The organism is Rhizobium sp. NFR12, from assembly GCF_900108545.1.
Lineage (GTDB): Bacteria > Pseudomonadota > Alphaproteobacteria > Rhizobiales > Rhizobiaceae > Neorhizobium > Neorhizobium soli.
The window spans coordinates 155,666-172,534 of the sequence record NZ_FNWM01000004.1 but is presented as its reverse complement, the minus strand read 5'-3'; the positions used below and the strand labels follow the sequence as shown (position 1 = coordinate 172,534).

Below are 16,869 nucleotides of genomic sequence, written 5' to 3'. Positions count from 1 at the left end.
CAATCCCGATGTCCGCTGTCGATCCGATCGCAAACCTGCGGGACCTCATCCGCTGCCCGTCCGTCACGCCCGCCGAAGGCGGCGCATTGTCGGCGCTTGAGGCGATGCTTTCGCCGCTCGGCTTTACCGTCGAGCGGATGGTGGCGACCGAGCCCGGCATGCCCGACATCGAGAACCTCTACGCGCGGCTTGGAACGACCGGTCCGCATCTGATGTTTGCCGGCCACACGGATGTGGTGCCGGTCGGCGACGAGGCATCTTGGAGCCATCCGCCGTTTTCCGCCGAGATCGAAGGTGGAGAGATGTTCGGACGCGGCGCCGTCGATATGAAGGGTGGCATTGCCTGCTTTGCCGCAGCCGTTGCCCGTCATATCGAACAGCACGGCGCACCGCAGGGCTCGATCTCCTTCCTCATCACCGGCGACGAGGAAGGCCCGGCCGTCAACGGTACCGAGAAACTGCTGAAATGGGCAGCCGACAAGGGCGAGCGCTGGGATGCCTGCCTGGTCGGCGAACCGACCAACCCGGACATGCTGGGCGACATGATCAAGATCGGCCGCCGCGGCTCGGTCTCCGGCAAGGTCACGGTCCACGGCGTCCAGGGCCATGCCGCCTATCCGCATCTTGCCGATAACGCGGTCCGCGGTCTTCTGCCGCTCGCGCATGCCCTGATGCATCCGCGATTCGACGAAGGCACACCGGAATTCCCGGCCTCCAACCTCGAAGTCACCACGGTCGATATCGGTAACCCGGCCACCAATGTCGTGCCTGCCAAGGCGAGTTTTGCCTTCAACATCCGCTTCAACGACACCTGGACCTCCGAAACCGTGCAGGCCGAGATTCTGCGCCGTCTCGATACGGCGGCAGGCGATCAGACGCTGCGTCCCGGTCGCGACAAGGTCCGCTACGAGATCGTCTGGGCCGAGCGACCGAGCCATGTCTTCCTCACCCGCAACAACGCGCTGATCAGTTCGCTGTCCGGCGCTGTCGAGGCGGTGACGGGCAGGGTGCCGGCGCTGTCGACCACCGGCGGCACATCCGATGCGCGTTTCATCAAGGATTACTGCCCGGTCGTGGAGTTCGGCCTCGTCGGCCAGACCATGCACATGGTGGATGAGCGTGTCGCGATCGCCGACCTCGAAACACTGACGCAGATCTACGGAACCTTCCTCTCCCGCTGGTTCGGCGATGCTGCCGTTTCATGACGTCAGGCACCACTTAAGTGGCCTCTGGCTGCTGATCCGCGGCGATGCGCGCGGCCTCAGCGCCTTCGACATTTCCGACCAAGGCGTTGCCCGGTCCTTCCTTGCGATCCTGTGGTGCCTGCCCGCGATCGTCGCGGGATGGATGTTCAAGCGTGCCGAATATGCGCAGGCGCATCCAAGGGGCGGTGACGGTGTCATCGCGTTCGCCGGAAAGATGTTTCTGGTGGAGATCGCGCAGTGGATCGTTCCGGTTCTCGCTATCTGCCTCGTCGCTGTCGCCTTCGGCCTGCGACCACTGCTGCGCACGCTGATCGTGACGCGCAACTGGTTCACGGTGCCACTGGTCTATGCGTCTTACGTGACGGCGTTCCCCGTCAGCCTTGCGCTGGATAGCCTGTTCGGAACAGGCCTTGTTTACCGATATGGCGTGCTCGGCGTCATGCTCGCCGTTCTCGTCGGTGCAGTTCTTCTCTACTGGCGGCTCCTGACGACGGTTGTCGGCGGTTCCCCATGGTTGCGGGCTTCGCTGCTCGGGTTCACCGTGTTGACCGAACTGGTCGTCGTATCCTGGCTGGAGACAAGCCTTGGAGTAACGGTCGCATGATTGCCCACCGCGGACATTCTTCCCGCATTCCCAATCCAAGAGGTGCCGATGCCCAGCTACGCTGAAGTCCGGTTTTACGTGTCCGGCATCTGGCTGCTGATCAAGGGCGATGAGCAAGGGTTCAAACAGCTCGATCTTACCGATCGCGGCCTGCTGCGCTCCTTCTGGGCCTTTGTCTGGTGCCTGCCGGCGATGTTCGTCACCTGGGCCTGGTGGCGGATGATGTTTCTGCAGGCGATGCCGCCGGGGACGAAGACCGGTGGCCTGTTCTTCTTCCGGCTCGGCATGCTGGAGGCGATCGACTGGATCCTGCCGCTCATTCTGGTGGGCATCGTCTGCGCGCTGTTCGGGCTCGGCCAGAAATTCCCGACGATAGTGATCGTGATCAACTGGCTGTCCGTGCCGTTTGCCTACGCTTATGCGGTTCTGGCGGCAGCCTTCATCCTGCCGATCGGCATGACCGGGTTTCTCGCCGTCCTGCATCTTTCGCTGCTGATCGCCGTCGTCGTCGCGCTGACGCGAGTCATGCGCATGCTTTGCGGCCCGCAGCCGCTGCTGGTGACGGCACTGGTCATGGTGTTGATCGTGCCGGACATGCTTCTGTCCGAGATGCTGCAGCGGTTTCTCGGCGTCTATCCGTCCTGACGGTCGTCAGGATAATCCACCTTCATGAAATAAAGACCATCCGGCGGTGCCACCGGGCCGCAGCGCTTTCGGTCGCGCGCCTCGAGCGCTGCCCGAACGTCCTCAGGCGTGACCTTGCCTTGTCCGGCGATCTTCAGCGTTCCCGCAAACGAGCGGATCTGGTTGTGCAGAAAGCTCTGGGCCGAGGCGCGGATTTCGATCAGATCGCCTGACCGCGTCACGTCCAGCCGGTCGAGCGTCCGGACCGGGCTATGCGCCTGGCAGTGCGTGGAGCGGAAGGTGGTAAAGTCGTGATGCCCGACCAGCATCTGGGCTGCGGCATGCATCGCCTCGTGGTCGAGAGGCTTTGCCACCCACCAGGCCCGGTTCGCCTCGAGCGCCAGGGGAGAAGGGCGGTTGAGGATGCGGTAGAGGTAATGCCGCTTGATGGCCGAGAACCTTGCATCGAAGGTCTCGTCGACGAGGCTGACATCGATGACCGAGACCTTTTCCGATGCCGTCATCAGGTAGGCGTTGACGGCGTTGCGCAGCTTGTACGGCACCCACTCGCGCGAAAGATCCGTATGAACCGTCTGGCCCCAGGCATGCACGCCGGAATCGGTCCGCCCTGCGCCACGGACCGATACGGTCTCGCCGGTCAGCTTCAGGATCGCCTTCTGCATCGCGGCCTGCACGGAATGGCCGTTGTCCTGGATCTGCCAGCCCACATAGGACGTGCCGTCATATTCGACGATCATCTTGTAACGCGGCATCAGGCGACCCGCATTCCGGCCGTCATCGCCGTGCCACGCAGGAAATCGGCGGCATCGAGCGGCTTGCCGCCGGCCTTCTGCAACCGAGTGAGGCACACCGCGCCGTCGCCGCAGGCGACCGTCAGGTGATCGTCCAGCACCGTGCCGGCGTCTCCCTGCCCGGAGCCCATTGCGGACGAGAGAACCTTGATCCGTTCCGGCTTTCCGTTGATCTCGGCCTCGAACCAGGCGCCCGGAAACGGAGAGAGCCCGCGGATATGGTTGTGAACGTCGCGCGCAGGCCTTGAGAAATCGATGCGCGTCTCGCCCTTGTCGATCTTCGACGCGTAGAGCACGCCGTCAGCAGACTGCGGTGTCAGCGGCAGGTCGCCGGCTTCCAGCTTCTCCATCGCCTCGACCATGGCGCGGGCGCCCGTCAGCATCAGGCGGTCGTGCAGCTCGCCTGCGGTCATGGCCTCGCCGATCTCGACTTCCCGGGTAAGCGCGACCGGGCCGGTATCGAGGCCCTTTTCCATCTGCATCACCATCATGCCGGTCTTTGCATCGCCAGCCATGATGGCGCGCTGGATCGGGGCAGCACCGCGCCAGCGCGGCAGCAGCGAAGCGTGACCGTTGTAGCATCCAAGCCGGGTGCCGGTCAGAATCGCTTCGGGCAGAAGCAGGCCATAGGCAACGACCACGGCGACATCCGCCTTGAAGGACCTGAAGGTCTCGCGGTCTTCCTCGCTTTTGAAATTGAGCGGCGTCAGGACCGGAATGCCGAGCAGTTCCGCCGCCTGATGCACCGGTGACTTGACGAGATCGAGCCCGCGGCGCCCGCCGGGACGCGGCGGCTGGCTATAGACCGCGACGATCTCGTGACCGGCCTGCTTCAGGTTCTGCAGTGTCGGCACGGAAAATTCCGGCGTGCCCATGAAGATGATGCGAAGAGACATGGACCTTTCGCGCCCGCAAGGAACGCGCCTTCATACCGAGATTGCCTGCAAGCGATGGCTAGACCGCCTTCGCCTTGGCAGCCTTGGTGAACCTCTTGATCACCATTTCGCGCTTCAGCCGCGATATATGGTCGATGAACAGCACGCCGTCCAGATGGTCGATCTCGTGCTGCAGGCAGGTGGCGAGCAGGCCGTCGGCCTCGATCACGTGTTCCTTGCCGTCGCGACCGATATGCTTGACCGTCACGGACGCCGGGCGCTCCACCTCGGCATAGTATTCCGGGATGGAAAGGCAGCCTTCCTCATACACCGATCGTTCGTCCGAAGAGCGGATAATTTCCGGATTGATCACGACGATCGGGTTCTTCTCGTCCTCCTCGCGCGACACGTCGACCACAAGAATGCGGTGGGCAACGCCGATCTGGATCCCGGCAAGGCCGATGCCCGGAGCGTCGTACATGGTTTCCAGCATGTCGTCCGCGAGCTTCAAAAGTGCGTCATCCACCCGTTCGAAAGGCTTGGACACCTGACGCAGGAGCGGATCTGGAAGAATGATAAGCGGCTTGATCGTCATGGCGATCCCATAACCTATCTTTTTCGCCGATGGAACAGCCCCGGATCGCCGTTTTCGATCAATGTTCCCGTTTTGATCTTTCCAATCCGCGGTTTTCTGCTAGCTTGCCGCCATGAATGACCTGTTCCCCGAGATTTCCCGTTTTCTGGAGAGCCAGCACCCGATGGTGCTGATGGCCGCTTCCTGCGTCTTCGGCATGCTTCTCATGCTGTTTCTCATGCTGTTTCTCATGCGCCTTTCCGGAGGCAGCGGCCGTCAGGCGGAAGACGCCGAGGCCCGCATGGGGGAACTGATGCGGATGCAGGGTGAGATGCAGGGCAGGCTTTCGGCGATGGGCGAAACGCTTGCCGCGCGCCAGGTCGAACTCAGCCAGGTCGTCGGCCAGCGGCTCGATGGCATGACCCACCGGATCGGCGCAACCATTACCGAACAGACCAGATCCACCCATGACAACCTGCGCCAGTTGCAGGAGCGTCTGGCCGTCATCGATGCTGCCCAGAACAACATTCAGAGCCTTTCCAAGGATGTCGTGGGACTGCAGGCCATCCTCTCCAACAAGCAGACGCGCGGCGCCTTTGGTCAGGGCCGGATGGAAGCGATCGTTTCCGACGGCCTGCCGATGGGTGCCTTCGAATTCCAGAAGACTTTGTCGAACGGGTCGAGACCGGACTGCGTGATCCGTATGCCGAACAGCTTGCCACCGCTCGTCATCGACGCGAAATTTCCGCTGGAGGCATGGAATGCGTTTCGCGAAGCGGCTGCTCCCGAAGCACGCCGTGCCGCATCCCAGCAATTCCGTCGCGACATGGAAGTCCATATCCGCGATGTCTCGGAGAAATACCTGATCGCCGGAGAAACGCAGGACACCGCCTTTCTCTTCGTGCCGTCCGAATCGATTTTTGCCGAGATCCACGAGCATTTCGAGGGCGTGATTCAGAAGGCGCAGCGCGCGAGGATCGTCATCGTCTCACCGTCGCTGCTGATGCTGTCGATCCAGGTCATCCAGGCCGTGCTGAAGGACCAGCGCATGCGCGAACAGGCGCATCTGATCCAGGGCGAGGTGGCCTTGCTGATGGAGGATCTCGGTCGCCTCGACGAGCGGACCCGCAAGCTGCAATCGCATTTTTTCGCAGCCCAGAAGGATGTCGAGCAGATCGTGACGTCAACCGAGAAGCTCGGCCGGCGCGGCGCACGGATCGAAGCGCTCGAACTGGAAGCACCAGTGGCCGCCCCGATACCCCACGCTGGACCAACGCCCGCAGCTCCGGCATCCGGCGCAGTCGAGAGCCGCACCGGATCGCTGCGACTGAGGGTAGTTGACGAGGACTGATCCTCTCGGGCAGTGTCAGCCCGCATTTCACAAAACAGGCAGGCACCTATGATCACCGTCTTCGGCTCCATCAACATGGATCTTATCGCAACGACGGAGCGGTTGCCCGGGCCGGGCGAAACGGTTGTGGGTTCGACCTTTGCGACAGCCTCCGGCGGCAAGGGTGCCAACCAGGCACTGGCCGCCCGCCGCGCAGGCAGCGAAGTGCGCATGGTCGGCGCGGTCGGAGACGACGGTTTTGCAGAACCGGCACTGGCCCTGCTCCAGGCATCCGGAACCGATCTTTCAGCAGTCACACGGACGAATGTTTCGACCGGCACAGCGCTGATCCTCGTCGGCGATGACAGCGGCGAGAACATGATCGCGGTGGTGCCCGGCGCCAACGGAACGATCGGCGAGGCCCAGGCGCAGGAAGCAGTGGAGGCCATGGCTGCATCCGACACATTGATGCTGCAGCTCGAAATCCCGCCGGCAGCCGTCGAGGCCGCACTCGGTGCAGCAAAGGCGAAGGGCATACGCACGATGATCAACACCGCGCCGCTGACGGCCCATGCCGTGCGGCTGGCAGCGCTCGCCGATATCGTCGTCGCCAACGAGACCGAATTCGAACTTCTTGCAGGTTGCACGATCATCGACGCCCAAGCGCGCGAAGAGGTTTTGCGCCGCCTTCACAGTGAGACCGGCCAGACGTTCGTGGTCACGCTCGGTGGCGAAGGTGTCGTTGCCATGCTTGATGGTGAAATCCTGTCGGCCAAGGGCCTGAAGATCGAGCCTGTGGACACGGTGGGCGCCGGCGATACGTTCTGCGGCTATCTGGCTGCAAGTCTCGATCAGGGGATAGGCTTTGCGGATGCCTTGCGGCGGGCAGCCGTTGCGGGCTCGCTTGCCTGCCTCGAAAGAGGCGCGCAGCCGTCTATCCCTGAGGTATCAGCCGTCGAGGCGCGGCTCTGAAAAGTTTCGGACAGTTGAAACGACTGGACCCGCCTCCCGGAAGGGAAGGCGGGTCCATCAGACGACTACCGGTCTAGTTCAGGGGGGCGTAGAACTAGAGGGGGCGGTCCGGCAGGTCGTCGATCGTGATCTGTCCGTCCTTGTTCGTGTCCATGCGGGCGAACAGCTTTTCAGTGGCCGCTGCGGCTTCTTCCTTGCTGATCTTGCGATCGCGGTTCTCGTCGATCATGCGGAACATGCCGGGGCCCATCATACCGTCGCCAGGTCCACCCCTCGGACCGCGATCGCGGCGAGCTTCCCGGCGCTCATGCCGGTCGTGGTGGCGGTCACGGGCCTGTTCGCGGTCGGCACGTGGTCCGTCAGCCTTGGGGGCCTCAGCCTTAGGGCCTTCACCCTCGGGTCCTTCTGCCATCGGGCCGTCTGCATCCGGGCCTTCGTCCTCAGCCTCTTCAGGCGTCGGCGGCGGGTTGTTCTTGCGGAACTCGGCCATCTTGTTGTCACGGAAATCAACCATTTCACCGCGAGTGATGGACCCGTCCTTGTTGAGGTCGATCTCGGCGAAAAGCGCTTCCTGGCGAGCGGTCAGCTCTTCCTTGGAAATCTTGCCGTCCTTGTTCGTATCCGCCTGCTTGAGAAGGCGAACGAACATTACATCCTGCATCATCGCAGCGCGTGGACCGCCATGCGGGCCGCCGTCAGGGCCTCCGCGCCGACCTTCATGGTGGCGTGGTCCGTCAGGGCCTGGTGCAGCGAAGGCGGGGATGGCTGCGCCAGCGATGAGAGCAGCGCTCAGGCTTGCCAAAACTATCTTCTTCGCGATCATCGAGTGGTCCTTTCCGGTTGCTTCGATAGCCTGAAGATAGGATCGGCAACTGGTCAAAACCACTTAAACATCTGTAATGTAGATGAACTTTTGGTAAGGCGCGGCCTACGCGAATTTGAGGCCTGACAGGAATGCGGTTAGATCGTCGGTGACGTAATCGATGTGATCGTCCTCGTCTGAAAACTTTTCCCAACGCTCGATGACGACAGTATCGAGATTGCGCGGCACCAGCAGTACTGTGCGCATGCCGAGCGCTTTCGGCGCGATGAGATTGCGCGGCAGGTCCTCGAACATGACAGCGTTCTTCGTATCGACCGTGTGGAGGGCCGCGAACTTGTCGTAGGTCTCGCCAGCGGGCTTGGGCAGGTAACCGGCGGCGACGATATCGAAGATGTCGTCGAAATCGTCGAGAATGCCGAGAGCGCGGGCAGCCGCCTGCGCATGGGGCACGCTGCCATTGGTAAAGATGAACTTGCGGCCGGGAAGCGCCCGGATTGCCGCGCCCAGTTCCGGATGCGGCAACAGCGCCGAGTAGTCGATCGCATGCGCCTGTTCGAGAAACCCGTCCGGATCGATACCGTGGTTCAGCATCAGCCCCTGCAGCGTCGTGCCATGCTCGTGGTAATACTGCTTCTGCAGTCGCTTGGCCTCGTCATGCTCCAGCTGCAGCAATTCCTGCACATAGTCCGTCATGTTCTTGTCGATCTGCGAGAACAGATTGACGTGATGCGGGTAGAGCGTGTTGTCGAGATCGAAAACCCAGTCACGGATATTTGCGAAATCGGCGGCGTCGGGGGCAGTCTTCGGCGTCTTGTCCATCGCCGTGTTATGCCAGCGTTTGAACGGGAAGAAAATCCGCCTCTACGAACATTTACACGCCGCACCGACCTTGGCCGGTCGTGACCCTGCGTGATACCGCCTTGGGATGGAACTTTGGATCCCCATCACCATCGCTGCCGCTTTTTGTCAGAATTTGCGGTCAGCGCTTCAGAAGCATCTGCAAGGCTCGCTCGGCACCCGCGGCGCAAGCTTCGTGCGCTTCGGCTACGGATTTCCGCTCGCCGTCATCTACGTGCTCGTTCTGTATTTCGGTGTGGGCTATGCATTGCCCAGCCCGGATCTTGAGTTCGTCTTCTGGGTCGTGCTCGGCGGGCTAGCGCAGATATTCGCGACCATGCTTCTGGTCTATCTGTTTTCGCTAAGGAATTTCGCGGTCGGCACCGCCTATTCGAAGACCGAGCCGGTGCAGGCGGCGATTTTCGGCTTTATCATTCTGGGCGACAAACTGACCACCGGCGGCATAGTGGCGATCATCGTCGGGGTGATCGGGGTGATGCTGATCTCGATGGCCAATCTACCGCTCTCGTGGCGCAATCTCGGCACCGCCATGGTCGGCAGGATCGCGCTGATCGGCATGGCCTCGGGCGGCCTCTTCGCCATCGCCTCGATTTCCTTCCGATCCGCGTCGCTGTCGCTCAACGGACCCAATTCGATCATGCAGGCCGCCGTCACGCTGACATGCGTCACGATATTCCAGACCGTTTTCATGCTGATCTGGATGTTGTGGAAGGACAAGCGAGAGATCGTCCAGGTCGCGCGCACCTGGCGCTCCTCGGCGCTTGTGGGGCTCGCTGGCGTTGTCGGCTCCGCCTGCTGGTTCACGGCCATGACGCTGCAGCAGGTGGCCTATGTGAAGGCGCTCGGCCAGATCGAGCTGATCTTCACCTTCGCCTCGTCCTATTTCCTGTTCCACGAACGGCTGAACCGCATGGAACTGTCGGGATGCCTGCTGATCGTCTGCGGCATTCTCGGCCTTCTGATGTCCTGAAGGCCGAGTTCTTGCTGCCGCTCAGGGAACGATCAGCGTGCCCGCACCGTGTTCGGTAAAGATCTCGAGCAGAACCGAATGCGCGGTCTTGCCGTTCAGGATGACGACGCCCTGAACGCCTGCGCGGATCGCCTCGATGCAGGTTTCGACCTTGGGGATCATACCGCCGGAAATCGTGCCATCCTTGATCAGCGCCTGCGCCTGCGCGACGGTCAGTTCCTTGATCAGGTTCTTGTCGCGATCGAGCACGCCCGGAACGTCCGTGAGGAACAGCAGGCGGGTGGCATGCAGCGCGCCGGCGATGGCGCCCGCAAACGTGTCGGCATTGATGTTGTAGGTCGCGCCGTCGCGGCCGGGTGCGACCGGGGCGATCACCGGGATCATCTCGGATTTGGCAAGCAGGTCGAGCAGCGTCCGGTCAACTTCGACAACCTCGCCGACGAAGCCGAGGTCGAGCACGCGCTCGATGTGGCTATCAGGGTCGATGATGGTCTTCTTGGCCTTTTCGGCAAACACCATGTTGCCGTCCTTGCCGCAGAGCCCGATCGCCCATTCGCCGGTCTGGTTGATCAGCGCGACGATTTCCTTGTTGATCGATCCGGCCAGGACCATCTCGACGATCTCGACCGTCTTTGCGTCGGTGACGCGAAGCCCGCCCTCAAATTTCGATTCGATGCCCATCTTGGTCAGCATCGCGCCGATCTGCGGGCCGCCGCCATGAACGACGATCGGGTTGACGCCGGACTGCTTGAGAAGGGCGATATCCGCCGCAAACGCCTTGCCCAGAGCCATATCGCCCATTGCATGGCCGCCGTATTTGACGACGATCGTCTTGTTCTCGTAGCGCTGCATATAGGGCAGCGCCTGTGCCAGAAGTTGTGCCTGAAGTTCGCTTTCCGAAGCCGTCATGGAAATACCTCTGGGGAAATGTGTGGGGCCTTTTAACGCATGTTTTTGACAGATCAAATAATTCATGAGCAAAATTACGGTCAGGCGTGTATGTGGCGGCGATGCGTTGCGTCTTGTGCCGCATGGGGAGGCTTTGGTTTTGGTGAGTGATCGCGAGATTGCCGAATTGATCGGCCGCGTAGGACTGCGCGACCGGACGGCATTCACAAAGCTTTATTCCGGCGTTTCGCCGAAACTATTCGCAGTCTGCCTGCGTATCCTGAAGGATAGGGCCGAATCAGAAGATGCCCTGCAGGAGATTTTCGTGCGGATATGGCAGAGAGCCGATCGGTTTGCCCCTTCGGGAACAAGCGCAGCCGGTTGGCTCGTCGCAATCGCCCGAAACCATTCGATCGACCGCCTTCGTGCCCGCAGGCCCGTGACGGACGCTCTGGAAGACAGGACGGATATCGCCGACCTCGGTCCTGATCCGGAGGAGGCGTCGGTGATGCGCGGTGAAGGAAGGCGTATTGACAGCTGCATGCAGGAGCTCGATCCTGACCGCGCAGGGGCGGTCAAAAGCGCCTATGTCGAAGGCCTGACCTATCAGGAACTGGCGGAACGCCATGGCGTGCCGCTGAATACGATGCGAACCTGGCTGAGGCGCAGCCTTCTCAAGCTGAGGGAGTGCCTGGACCGATGACGACACCAGACCAAAGCGAAAACGATCGCTCCCGCGACCAGCTTCTGGCTGGCGAATATGTGCTCGGCGTCCTGCCGCTTGACCAGCGCCGCCGCGTCGAGGATCGCATCGTCCGTGATGCGGCCTTTGCGGCCATGGTGATGCGCTGGCAGGAAAACCTGTCTTCCGACCTCGATGCGGAATACGGCGAGGAACGTCCGCCGAAAGGCGTTTACGCCAGGATCGAAAAGCGCGTCTTCGCCCAGAACGGTTTCGGAAACGAGCTGGCACGCGGTGGATGGTGGAACTCGCTGCTTTTGTGGCGCGGCCTGTCATTCGCCTCGATTGCCCTTTTGGTGACATACGCGTCCTTGTCGACGGGCTGGATCGGCGGACCTGTGGGTGGCTCTGCGCCGGGCAAGCAACTGGTCGCCGAGATGAGCGGCGAGGGCAATGCGTTCGGCCTGAGGGCGCGGTACGACGGTGCCAGCGGTCGCTTGCAGCTGACGCCTGTTGCCGCAACGACGGCGGAACGCCGCTCGCTCGAACTGTGGCTTGTCCCCGGCAGCGGTGAAGAAGCAATCTCGCTCGGTATCCTGCCGGAAAGCGGCAGCGACACGATCGAAGTGCCGGCCGGGCATCGCAAGCGTGTCGAGAACGGCGCGTCCTTCGCCGTCAGCCTTGAACCATTGGGCGGCTCGCCGACCGGTCACCGGACCGGGCCGGTTCTCGCCGTCGGAAAGATCCGGGATCTCTAATTAAGGGATGCTAAATCAAAGGCATAGCGGATTTCTGTCTTCGCGTCGCCAGCCTTTGAAACTCTTCCCGCTTTCCTCTCGTCTCTAGCCATGTCCCCACAGAGGGAAAGCCGGACCTGGGAGGCGCCTTCAGCGCCGGGGTCGTTCAGGCTGTAGAGAGGAAGAGAACAATGTTTAAATCCGCAATCCGCCTTGCCGCATGCGCCGCAATCCTGTCCGCCTCCGTTGCCGGCGCCTACGCCGCAAACCCGAAGGTCGGTGGCGCTGCCATGTATGAAGACAAGAACATCGTCGAGAATGCCATGAACTCCAAGGATCACACGACATTGGTCGCCGCCGTGAAGGCTGCGGGCCTCGTCGAGACCCTGCAGGGCAAAGGTCCGTTCACCGTGTTCGCGCCCACCAACGAAGCCTTCGCTGCGCTGCCGAAGGGCACTGTCGAAACCCTGCTGAAGCCGGAAAACAAGGCGCAGCTGACCAAGATCCTTACCTGCCACGTGGTGGCCGCGAACGCCATGTCGACCGCGATCGAAAAGATGATCAAGGACGACAAGGGCACGCATGACGTCAAGACCGTCGGCGGCTGCGTTCTGAAGGCCAAGGAAAGCATGGGCAAGATCACGCTCACCGACGAAACCGGTGGTGTGGCCACTGTGACGATCGCCGACGTCAAGCAGTCGAACGGCGTCATTCACGTCATCGACAAGGTTCTGCTGCCGAAGATGTAACGGCTGACCCAAACAGGTCGAAGCGTCGCATAAAGATCCGGTCGCCCGTCACAGGCGGCCGGATTTTTTCGTTTCGGGAGATTTACCGGCCGATGGTCTTCATGATCTCGGCGCGCAGCTCGTCCAGGCCGCGGCCTTTCTCAGACGATGTCGACAGCACTTCCGGATAGGCAGCGGGCCGCTTGCGGATCTTTTCGAGCGTCTCGGCAATCAGCCTCGGAACCGCAGGATCCTTGATCTTGTCTGTCTTGGTCAAGACGATCTGATAGGAGACGGCGGCCTTGTCGAGGAGGTCGAGCACGTCCTCGTCGTTCTTCTTGATGCCATGGCGGCTGTCGATCAGCACATAGACGCGCTGCAGCGTGGCACGGCCACGCAGGTAATCGAACACGAGCTTCGTCCAGGCATCGACGTTTTCTTTCGGCGCCTGCGCATAGCCGTAGCCGGGCATGTCAACCAGCGCCATCGGCGGCAGGTCGCCTGCCTGGCCGGAATAGCCGTCGGGCACGAAATAGTTCAGTTCCTGTGTGCGGCCCGGCGTGTTGGATGTGCGCGCCAGCCCCTTGTAGCCCACGAGCGCATTGATCAGCGAGGACTTGCCGACATTCGAGCGTCCGGCAAACGCGATCTCAAGCGGTCCTTCCGGCGGCAGAAACTCCATCGAGGGCACGCCGCGGATAAAGATCCACGCGCGGCCGAACAGCGTCTTTTCCTCGGAATTATGGTCTGCGGCCATGGTCTCGTCGTCCTGTCTTCAATTCAAGGACATCGCTTCCGGGTTTTAGCCCCATATGTCAAGCGTTCGACCGGTTCTGTCTCTTCTGGCGACGAAACTCGAAGGTCAGATGGGTGATGAGCGCGGCAAGGATCAGCACCCCGCCCGCGATCGTGCGCGGTGCCGGGATCTCGCCGTGGATCACGGCGACCCAGACGGGCCCGAGAACGGTTTCACCAGTGCCGAGCAGGGCAGCCAGCGCTGAGGGGATAAGCCGCGCACCGGTGACGAACAGTGCCATGCCGAGCCCGAGATTGAGCGCACCGAAGATGAAGAGAATACCGAGTTCGCCCGGGGTGACCGCGAGGTTCGAAGACATCGTCAGCGCGATCATGCCGGCTGCAAAGCATCCGAAGCAGGTGGCGGGTGTCATCCGCACATGCGGGTAACGGCGGGTGATGACGGTCGCCAGCGCAAACACCAGCGGAATGATCAGCGCCAGACCGTCTCCGAGCGGCGAGACCTTTCCGGTAAACGAGGACGATACCATGATGCCGACACCGACGATCACGGTGCCGATCGCAAGCCAGGTAACGCCCGATATGCGCTCGCCGTAAAACAGCCAGACCATCAGCGCCGCAAACAGCGGCACACCGGCACCGAGCAGCACCACATTGGCGACGGTCGTATACTGGATCGATATGATAAAGCAGGTGGACGCCACCATGAAGCAGAGGCCGACCGAAAGGCCCGGCCAGCCCATGCTGCGAAACAGCGCCACCGTGCCGCGCGGCCCGTCGCGCAGCAGCATGAAGGCGAGCAGGAACAGGGTGCCGAACAGGCTGCGCCAGAACACGATCGTCCAGCTGTCGGGGATATCGAGAAAGCGGGCGATCGCACCGCCGAAACTCCAGGCAAAAGCAGAGCCGAAGACGAGCAGGGCGCCGATACGGTATTCCGAGCCGGGAAGGCTCGCGGGGATCGTGCCGGCCAAGGGTGGACCCGGTGGGGTAGGCGGCGGGAAGGGCGCGGGCATAGGACTGTTCCGGTTGCTGGAGCAATTCCAGCGTCAGCATGTTCTACTCTGCTTGCGGAACTTGCCTCGGGCAACCTAGCGCCGGCCCAAAGGCGGGACTGATCCACCCACGTCAGCCAATGTCGCTTTCCGCTCGCTAGGCTCTCAATCGGCCAAAGAAAAACCCCGGCGAACCGGGGTTTCTGAAGAATAGCTATTTGGACGCCGCGGGCTTTCGTTTGAACAGCCCCTTCATGTTGTCGAACAGCTCGATCTTGGCGCCGTGGCGCTTCATGATCAGGGCCTGCTGCGACACCGAAAGCGTGTTGTTCCATGCCCAGTAGATCACGAGACCGGCCGGGAAGGACGCCAGCATGTAGGTGAAGACCAGCGGCATCCAGGTAAAGATCATCGCCTGTGTCGGATCCGGCGGCGTCGGGTTCATGCGCATCTGGATGAACATCGTGATGCCCATGATGATAGGCCAGACGCCGATCATCAAGAAATGCGGGACGTCGTAAGGCAGAAGACCGAACAGGTTGAACAGCGATGTCGGGTCCGGCGCGGAAAGGTCCTGGATCCAGCCGAAGAACGGCGCATGCCGCATTTCGATGGTGGTATAGATCACCTTGTAGAGCGCAAAGAAGACAGGGATCTGCAGCACCACCGGCCAGCAACCGGCGATCGGGTTGATCTTTTCTTCCTTGTAGAGCGCCATCATCGCCTGCTGAAGGGCCATGCGGTCATCACCGTGCTTGGCCTTCAGCTCTTCCATCCGCGGCTGCATGCGCTTCATGTTGGCCATGGAGGCATACTGCTTGCTCGCCAGCGGGAAGAAGAGCAGCTTGACGACGACGGTTGTCAAAAGGATTGCCACGCCGAAATTGCCCACGTGACGGAAGAAGAAGTCCATCAGTTTGAACATCGGCTTGGTGATGAAGTAGAACCAGCCCCAGTCGATCACCAGATCGAAATGCGGGATCTTGAGCTGCTCGACATACTGGTCGATCAGCGGAACTTCCTTGGCGCCGGCAAACACGAGGCTCTTCAGCTCTGTCGACTGGCCGGGAGCGATCGAAAGCGCGTCGCCCTTGTAATCCGCCTGGTAACGCGGCTGGCCGTCGGTGAAATGCGTGAAGCGGGATTCGAACGGCATCGCCTGTGGCGGCACGATCGTCGAGGCCCAGTATTTGTCGGTAATGCCGAGCCAGCCGCCGGTCGCCTTCGTGTTGGCGACAGCCTCTTCCTCGATATTGTGATAGGTATGTTCGCTGAGGCTGCCGTCTGCACCGAGAACGCCGATGAAGCCTTCGTGGATGACCCAGACGGACGGCGTTGCCGGCTTGTTGTAACGGGTCACGCGGCCATAGGAGGAGATCGAAACCGGCTCTTGGGTCGGGTTGTCGATCTTGTCGTTGACCGTGATCATGTAGTGTTCGTCGATCGCGATGGTGCGGTTGAAGACGATGCCCTTGTCGTTCGTGAACGACAGCGTCACCGGCGTTTCGCGCGTCAGCCGGTCGCCGCCAGCAAGCGTCCACCGCGTGCCGGAACCGGGTACGGTGCCGCTGGTGTCGCTGCCGATGTAGCCAAGCTCGGTGAAATAGCCGTCTCTGGTATCGGCCGGGGAGAATAGCGTGATGATCGGGCTCTTGTCGTCGACCGTCTCATGATATTCGCGAAGCTTCAGATCGTCGAAGCGAGCGCCGACCAGGTTGATGGAGCCGGAAACGGCCGCGGTCTCGATCGCAACGCGCGGAGACTTTGCAAGCGCCTCTTCGCGGGTAGCCGTCGCCTGCGCCTGGTTTGCGCCAGGAAGGTTGCCGGTCGAGGTTGCAGCGCCCGGGCTTTCCGGCGTGAAGTTCTGTCCGGCCTGCTCGGTGGTCTGCTGCTGCTGCGCAAGCCGTGCTTCGTCGGCGCGCTGCTGAGCTTCCATCCTCGGGTTCATATAGAGGAACTGCCAGGCAAGGACGATCATCACAGAAAGTGCGATCGCGATGAAGTAATTGCGGTTTTTTTCCATCATGCTTTCCTGGAAAGGGTCTCCTCGGACCGCTTCGATTTCGGCAGGCTTTCGATGCGCTCGATGAGCTGTGCCGTCATGTCTGCAAACGGGGTCTTGAGGACCTCCCTCCGCGCGACAATGACATAGTCGTGTCCGTTCTTCATTGCAAATGCGGCTGAGTGCCGAACCGCCTCTTTCAGGCGGCGGCGCATGCGGTTTCGTTCAACCGCGTTGCCATGCTTCTTGGTAACAGTAAATCCGACCCGCGGCGCTTCGTCCGGCTGATGTCGATCAAGGACTTCCAGAAGGAAAGTCCGGCCGCGTCGGGTTTCACCCTTTCGCACGGCAAGGAACTGCGGCCGGCTTTTCAGCCGCCCGGCAGTCTTCTTGTTCGTAGGTTCGGTCGTCATCGCCCGCTATCCGGGCATCCC

At 61.6% G+C, this 16,869-nt stretch carries 19 protein-coding genes; 9 read left to right on the top strand and 10 right to left on the bottom strand.

The window, feature by feature from the left end; genetic code table 11:
- Positions 1-8: 8 nt before the first annotated feature.
- Genes dapE through BLW69_RS17155 form a run of 3 tightly spaced genes read left to right on the top strand, consistent with a single transcriptional unit; the run spans position 9 to position 2,454 of the window.
- Positions 9-1,205: a succinyl-diaminopimelate desuccinylase gene (dapE, locus tag BLW69_RS17165; protein WP_092663718.1), complete on the top strand. Its 1,197-nt coding sequence runs from the start codon at positions 9-11 to the stop codon at positions 1,203-1,205.
- The gene (locus BLW69_RS17160) at positions 1,189-1,809 is read left to right on the top strand and encodes a hypothetical protein (RefSeq protein WP_092663716.1); all 621 of its coding nucleotides are present in this window, start codon (positions 1,189-1,191) and stop codon (positions 1,807-1,809) included. The genes dapE and BLW69_RS17160 overlap by 17 nt, the downstream gene beginning before the upstream one ends.
- 48 nt (positions 1,810-1,857) lie before the next feature.
- Positions 1,858-2,454, top strand: coding sequence for a hypothetical protein (locus BLW69_RS17155; protein WP_092664108.1), 597 nt, complete (start codon positions 1,858-1,860; stop codon positions 2,452-2,454).
- Here the strand turns inward: BLW69_RS17155 and truA are convergent.
- From truA to def, 3 genes are read right to left on the bottom strand one after another with little or no spacing between them, the layout of a single operon-like run.
- A complete protein-coding gene (gene truA / locus BLW69_RS17150) occupies positions 2,442-3,206 on the bottom strand; it encodes a tRNA pseudouridine(38-40) synthase TruA (protein ID WP_092663714.1) in 765 nt (254 codons plus the stop codon). The genes BLW69_RS17155 and truA overlap by 13 nt on opposite strands.
- On the bottom strand, positions 3,206-4,141 hold the full coding sequence (fmt, locus tag BLW69_RS17145) for a methionyl-tRNA formyltransferase (protein WP_092663712.1): 936 nt from the start codon (positions 4,139-4,141) through the stop codon (positions 3,206-3,208). The genes truA and fmt overlap by 1 nt, the downstream gene beginning before the upstream one ends.
- Before the next feature lie 58 nt (positions 4,142-4,199).
- Entirely contained in the window at positions 4,200-4,715 is a 516-nt protein-coding gene (def, locus tag BLW69_RS17140) for a peptide deformylase (protein ID WP_092663710.1), read from the bottom strand.
- Between the two features lie 163 nt (positions 4,716-4,878).
- On the opposite strand from def, the gene rmuC reads away from it, so the two are divergent.
- Together rmuC and BLW69_RS17130 are read left to right on the top strand one after the other, a co-directional pair.
- Positions 4,879-6,045 carry a DNA recombination protein RmuC gene (rmuC, locus tag BLW69_RS17135; protein ID WP_092663708.1) on the top strand — a complete coding sequence of 389 codons (1,167 nt, stop codon included), beginning with the start codon at positions 4,879-4,881 and terminating at the stop codon, positions 6,043-6,045.
- A 48-nt stretch (positions 6,046-6,093) separates the two neighbouring features.
- Positions 6,094-6,996, top strand: coding sequence for a ribokinase (locus BLW69_RS17130; RefSeq protein WP_092663706.1), 903 nt, complete (start codon positions 6,094-6,096; stop codon positions 6,994-6,996).
- A gap of 94 nt (positions 6,997-7,090) precedes the next feature.
- Here BLW69_RS17130 and BLW69_RS17125 read toward each other — a convergent pair whose 3' ends face one another.
- Together BLW69_RS17125 and BLW69_RS17120 are read right to left on the bottom strand one after the other, a co-directional pair.
- On the bottom strand, positions 7,091-7,819 hold the full coding sequence (locus tag BLW69_RS17125; RefSeq protein ID WP_092663704.1) for an EF-hand domain-containing protein: 729 nt from the start codon (positions 7,817-7,819) through the stop codon (positions 7,091-7,093).
- 105 nt (positions 7,820-7,924) lie between these two features.
- Entirely contained in the window at positions 7,925-8,638 is a 714-nt protein-coding gene (locus BLW69_RS17120; protein WP_092663702.1) for a pyrimidine 5'-nucleotidase, read from the bottom strand.
- Between the two features lie 106 nt (positions 8,639-8,744).
- On the opposite strand from BLW69_RS17120, the gene BLW69_RS17115 reads away from it, so the two are divergent.
- Positions 8,745-9,647, top strand: a complete 903-nt coding sequence (locus BLW69_RS17115) for a DMT family transporter (RefSeq protein WP_092663700.1) — start codon at positions 8,745-8,747, stop codon at positions 9,645-9,647.
- A gap of 21 nt (positions 9,648-9,668) precedes the next feature.
- On the opposite strand, the gene argB is transcribed toward BLW69_RS17115, so the two are convergent.
- A complete protein-coding gene (gene argB, locus BLW69_RS17110) occupies positions 9,669-10,556 on the bottom strand; it encodes an acetylglutamate kinase (RefSeq protein ID WP_062578904.1) in 888 nt (295 codons plus the stop codon).
- Between the two features lie 142 nt (positions 10,557-10,698).
- Here argB and BLW69_RS17105 point away from each other — a divergent pair, with 142 nt between their 5' ends.
- The 3 genes from BLW69_RS17105 to BLW69_RS17095 all read left to right on the top strand — a co-directional run bounded on the left by BLW69_RS17105 (position 10,699) and on the right by BLW69_RS17095 (position 12,703).
- On the top strand, positions 10,699-11,238 hold the full coding sequence (locus tag BLW69_RS17105; protein ID WP_062454914.1) for a sigma-70 family RNA polymerase sigma factor: 540 nt from the start codon (positions 10,699-10,701) through the stop codon (positions 11,236-11,238).
- Positions 11,235-11,975 (top strand): anti-sigma factor, encoded by a 741-nt coding sequence (locus BLW69_RS17100; protein ID WP_092663698.1) that lies wholly within the window; start codon positions 11,235-11,237, stop codon positions 11,973-11,975. The genes BLW69_RS17105 and BLW69_RS17100 overlap by 4 nt, the downstream gene beginning before the upstream one ends.
- A 170-nt stretch (positions 11,976-12,145) precedes the next feature.
- A complete protein-coding gene (locus tag BLW69_RS17095) occupies positions 12,146-12,703 on the top strand; it encodes a fasciclin domain-containing protein (protein ID WP_062453974.1) in 558 nt (185 codons plus the stop codon).
- Positions 12,704-12,785: 82 nt separating this feature from the next.
- Here the strand turns inward: BLW69_RS17095 and yihA are convergent, their stop codons facing one another.
- From yihA to rnpA, 4 genes are all read right to left on the bottom strand, one after another.
- Positions 12,786-13,439 carry a ribosome biogenesis GTP-binding protein YihA/YsxC gene (gene yihA / locus BLW69_RS17090; protein WP_062453973.1) on the bottom strand — a complete coding sequence of 218 codons (654 nt, stop codon included), beginning with the start codon at positions 13,437-13,439 and terminating at the stop codon, positions 12,786-12,788.
- Between the two features lie 58 nt (positions 13,440-13,497).
- On the bottom strand, positions 13,498-14,454 hold the full coding sequence (locus tag BLW69_RS17085; protein WP_082476190.1) for a DMT family transporter: 957 nt from the start codon (positions 14,452-14,454) through the stop codon (positions 13,498-13,500).
- Positions 14,455-14,647: 193 nt separating this feature from the next.
- Positions 14,648-16,456, bottom strand: a complete 1,809-nt coding sequence (yidC, locus tag BLW69_RS17080) for a membrane protein insertase YidC (protein ID WP_062453972.1) — start codon at positions 16,454-16,456, stop codon at positions 14,648-14,650.
- On the bottom strand, positions 16,456-16,848 hold the full coding sequence (gene rnpA / locus BLW69_RS17075; RefSeq protein WP_062453971.1) for a ribonuclease P protein component: 393 nt from the start codon (positions 16,846-16,848) through the stop codon (positions 16,456-16,458). Before rnpA ends, yidC begins: the two co-directional genes overlap by 1 nt.
- Positions 16,849-16,869 lie beyond the last annotated feature (21 nt).

Excerpts from the sequence above, each read along its gene's own strand:
- BLW69_RS17095 (WP_062453974.1), top strand. The coding sequence starts at position 12,146 with ATGTTTAAATCCGCAATCCGCCTTGCCGCATGCGCCGCAATCCTGTCC.
- yidC (WP_062453972.1), bottom strand. The coding sequence starts at position 16,456 with ATGGAAAAAAACCGCAATTACTTCATCGCGATCGCACTTTCTGTGATG.
- BLW69_RS17130 (WP_092663706.1), top strand. The coding sequence starts at position 6,094 with ATGATCACCGTCTTCGGCTCCATCAACATGGATCTTATCGCAACGACG.
- BLW69_RS17115 (WP_092663700.1), top strand. The coding sequence starts at position 8,745 with ATGGAACTTTGGATCCCCATCACCATCGCTGCCGCTTTTTGTCAGAAT.
- BLW69_RS17125 (WP_092663704.1), bottom strand. The coding sequence starts at position 7,819 with ATGATCGCGAAGAAGATAGTTTTGGCAAGCCTGAGCGCTGCTCTCATC.
- BLW69_RS17120 (WP_092663702.1), bottom strand. The coding sequence starts at position 8,638 with ATGGACAAGACGCCGAAGACTGCCCCCGACGCCGCCGATTTCGCAAAT.
- dapE (WP_092663718.1), top strand. The coding sequence starts at position 9 with ATGTCCGCTGTCGATCCGATCGCAAACCTGCGGGACCTCATCCGCTGC.
- def (WP_092663710.1), bottom strand. The coding sequence starts at position 4,715 with ATGACGATCAAGCCGCTTATCATTCTTCCAGATCCGCTCCTGCGTCAG.
- BLW69_RS17160 (WP_092663716.1), top strand. The coding sequence starts at position 1,189 with ATGCTGCCGTTTCATGACGTCAGGCACCACTTAAGTGGCCTCTGGCTG.
- yihA (WP_062453973.1), bottom strand. The coding sequence starts at position 13,439 with ATGGCCGCAGACCATAATTCCGAGGAAAAGACGCTGTTCGGCCGCGCG.
- truA (WP_092663714.1), bottom strand. The coding sequence starts at position 3,206 with ATGCCGCGTTACAAGATGATCGTCGAATATGACGGCACGTCCTATGTG.
- fmt (WP_092663712.1), bottom strand. The coding sequence starts at position 4,141 with ATGTCTCTTCGCATCATCTTCATGGGCACGCCGGAATTTTCCGTGCCG.
- BLW69_RS17155 (WP_092664108.1), top strand. The coding sequence starts at position 1,858 with ATGCCCAGCTACGCTGAAGTCCGGTTTTACGTGTCCGGCATCTGGCTG.
- BLW69_RS17100 (WP_092663698.1), top strand. The coding sequence starts at position 11,235 with ATGACGACACCAGACCAAAGCGAAAACGATCGCTCCCGCGACCAGCTT.
- BLW69_RS17085 (WP_082476190.1), bottom strand. The coding sequence starts at position 14,454 with ATGCCCGCGCCCTTCCCGCCGCCTACCCCACCGGGTCCACCCTTGGCC.
- rmuC (WP_092663708.1), top strand. The coding sequence starts at position 4,879 with ATGGTGCTGATGGCCGCTTCCTGCGTCTTCGGCATGCTTCTCATGCTG.
- argB (WP_062578904.1), bottom strand. The coding sequence starts at position 10,556 with ATGACGGCTTCGGAAAGCGAACTTCAGGCACAACTTCTGGCACAGGCG.
- rnpA (WP_062453971.1), bottom strand. The coding sequence starts at position 16,848 with ATGACGACCGAACCTACGAACAAGAAGACTGCCGGGCGGCTGAAAAGC.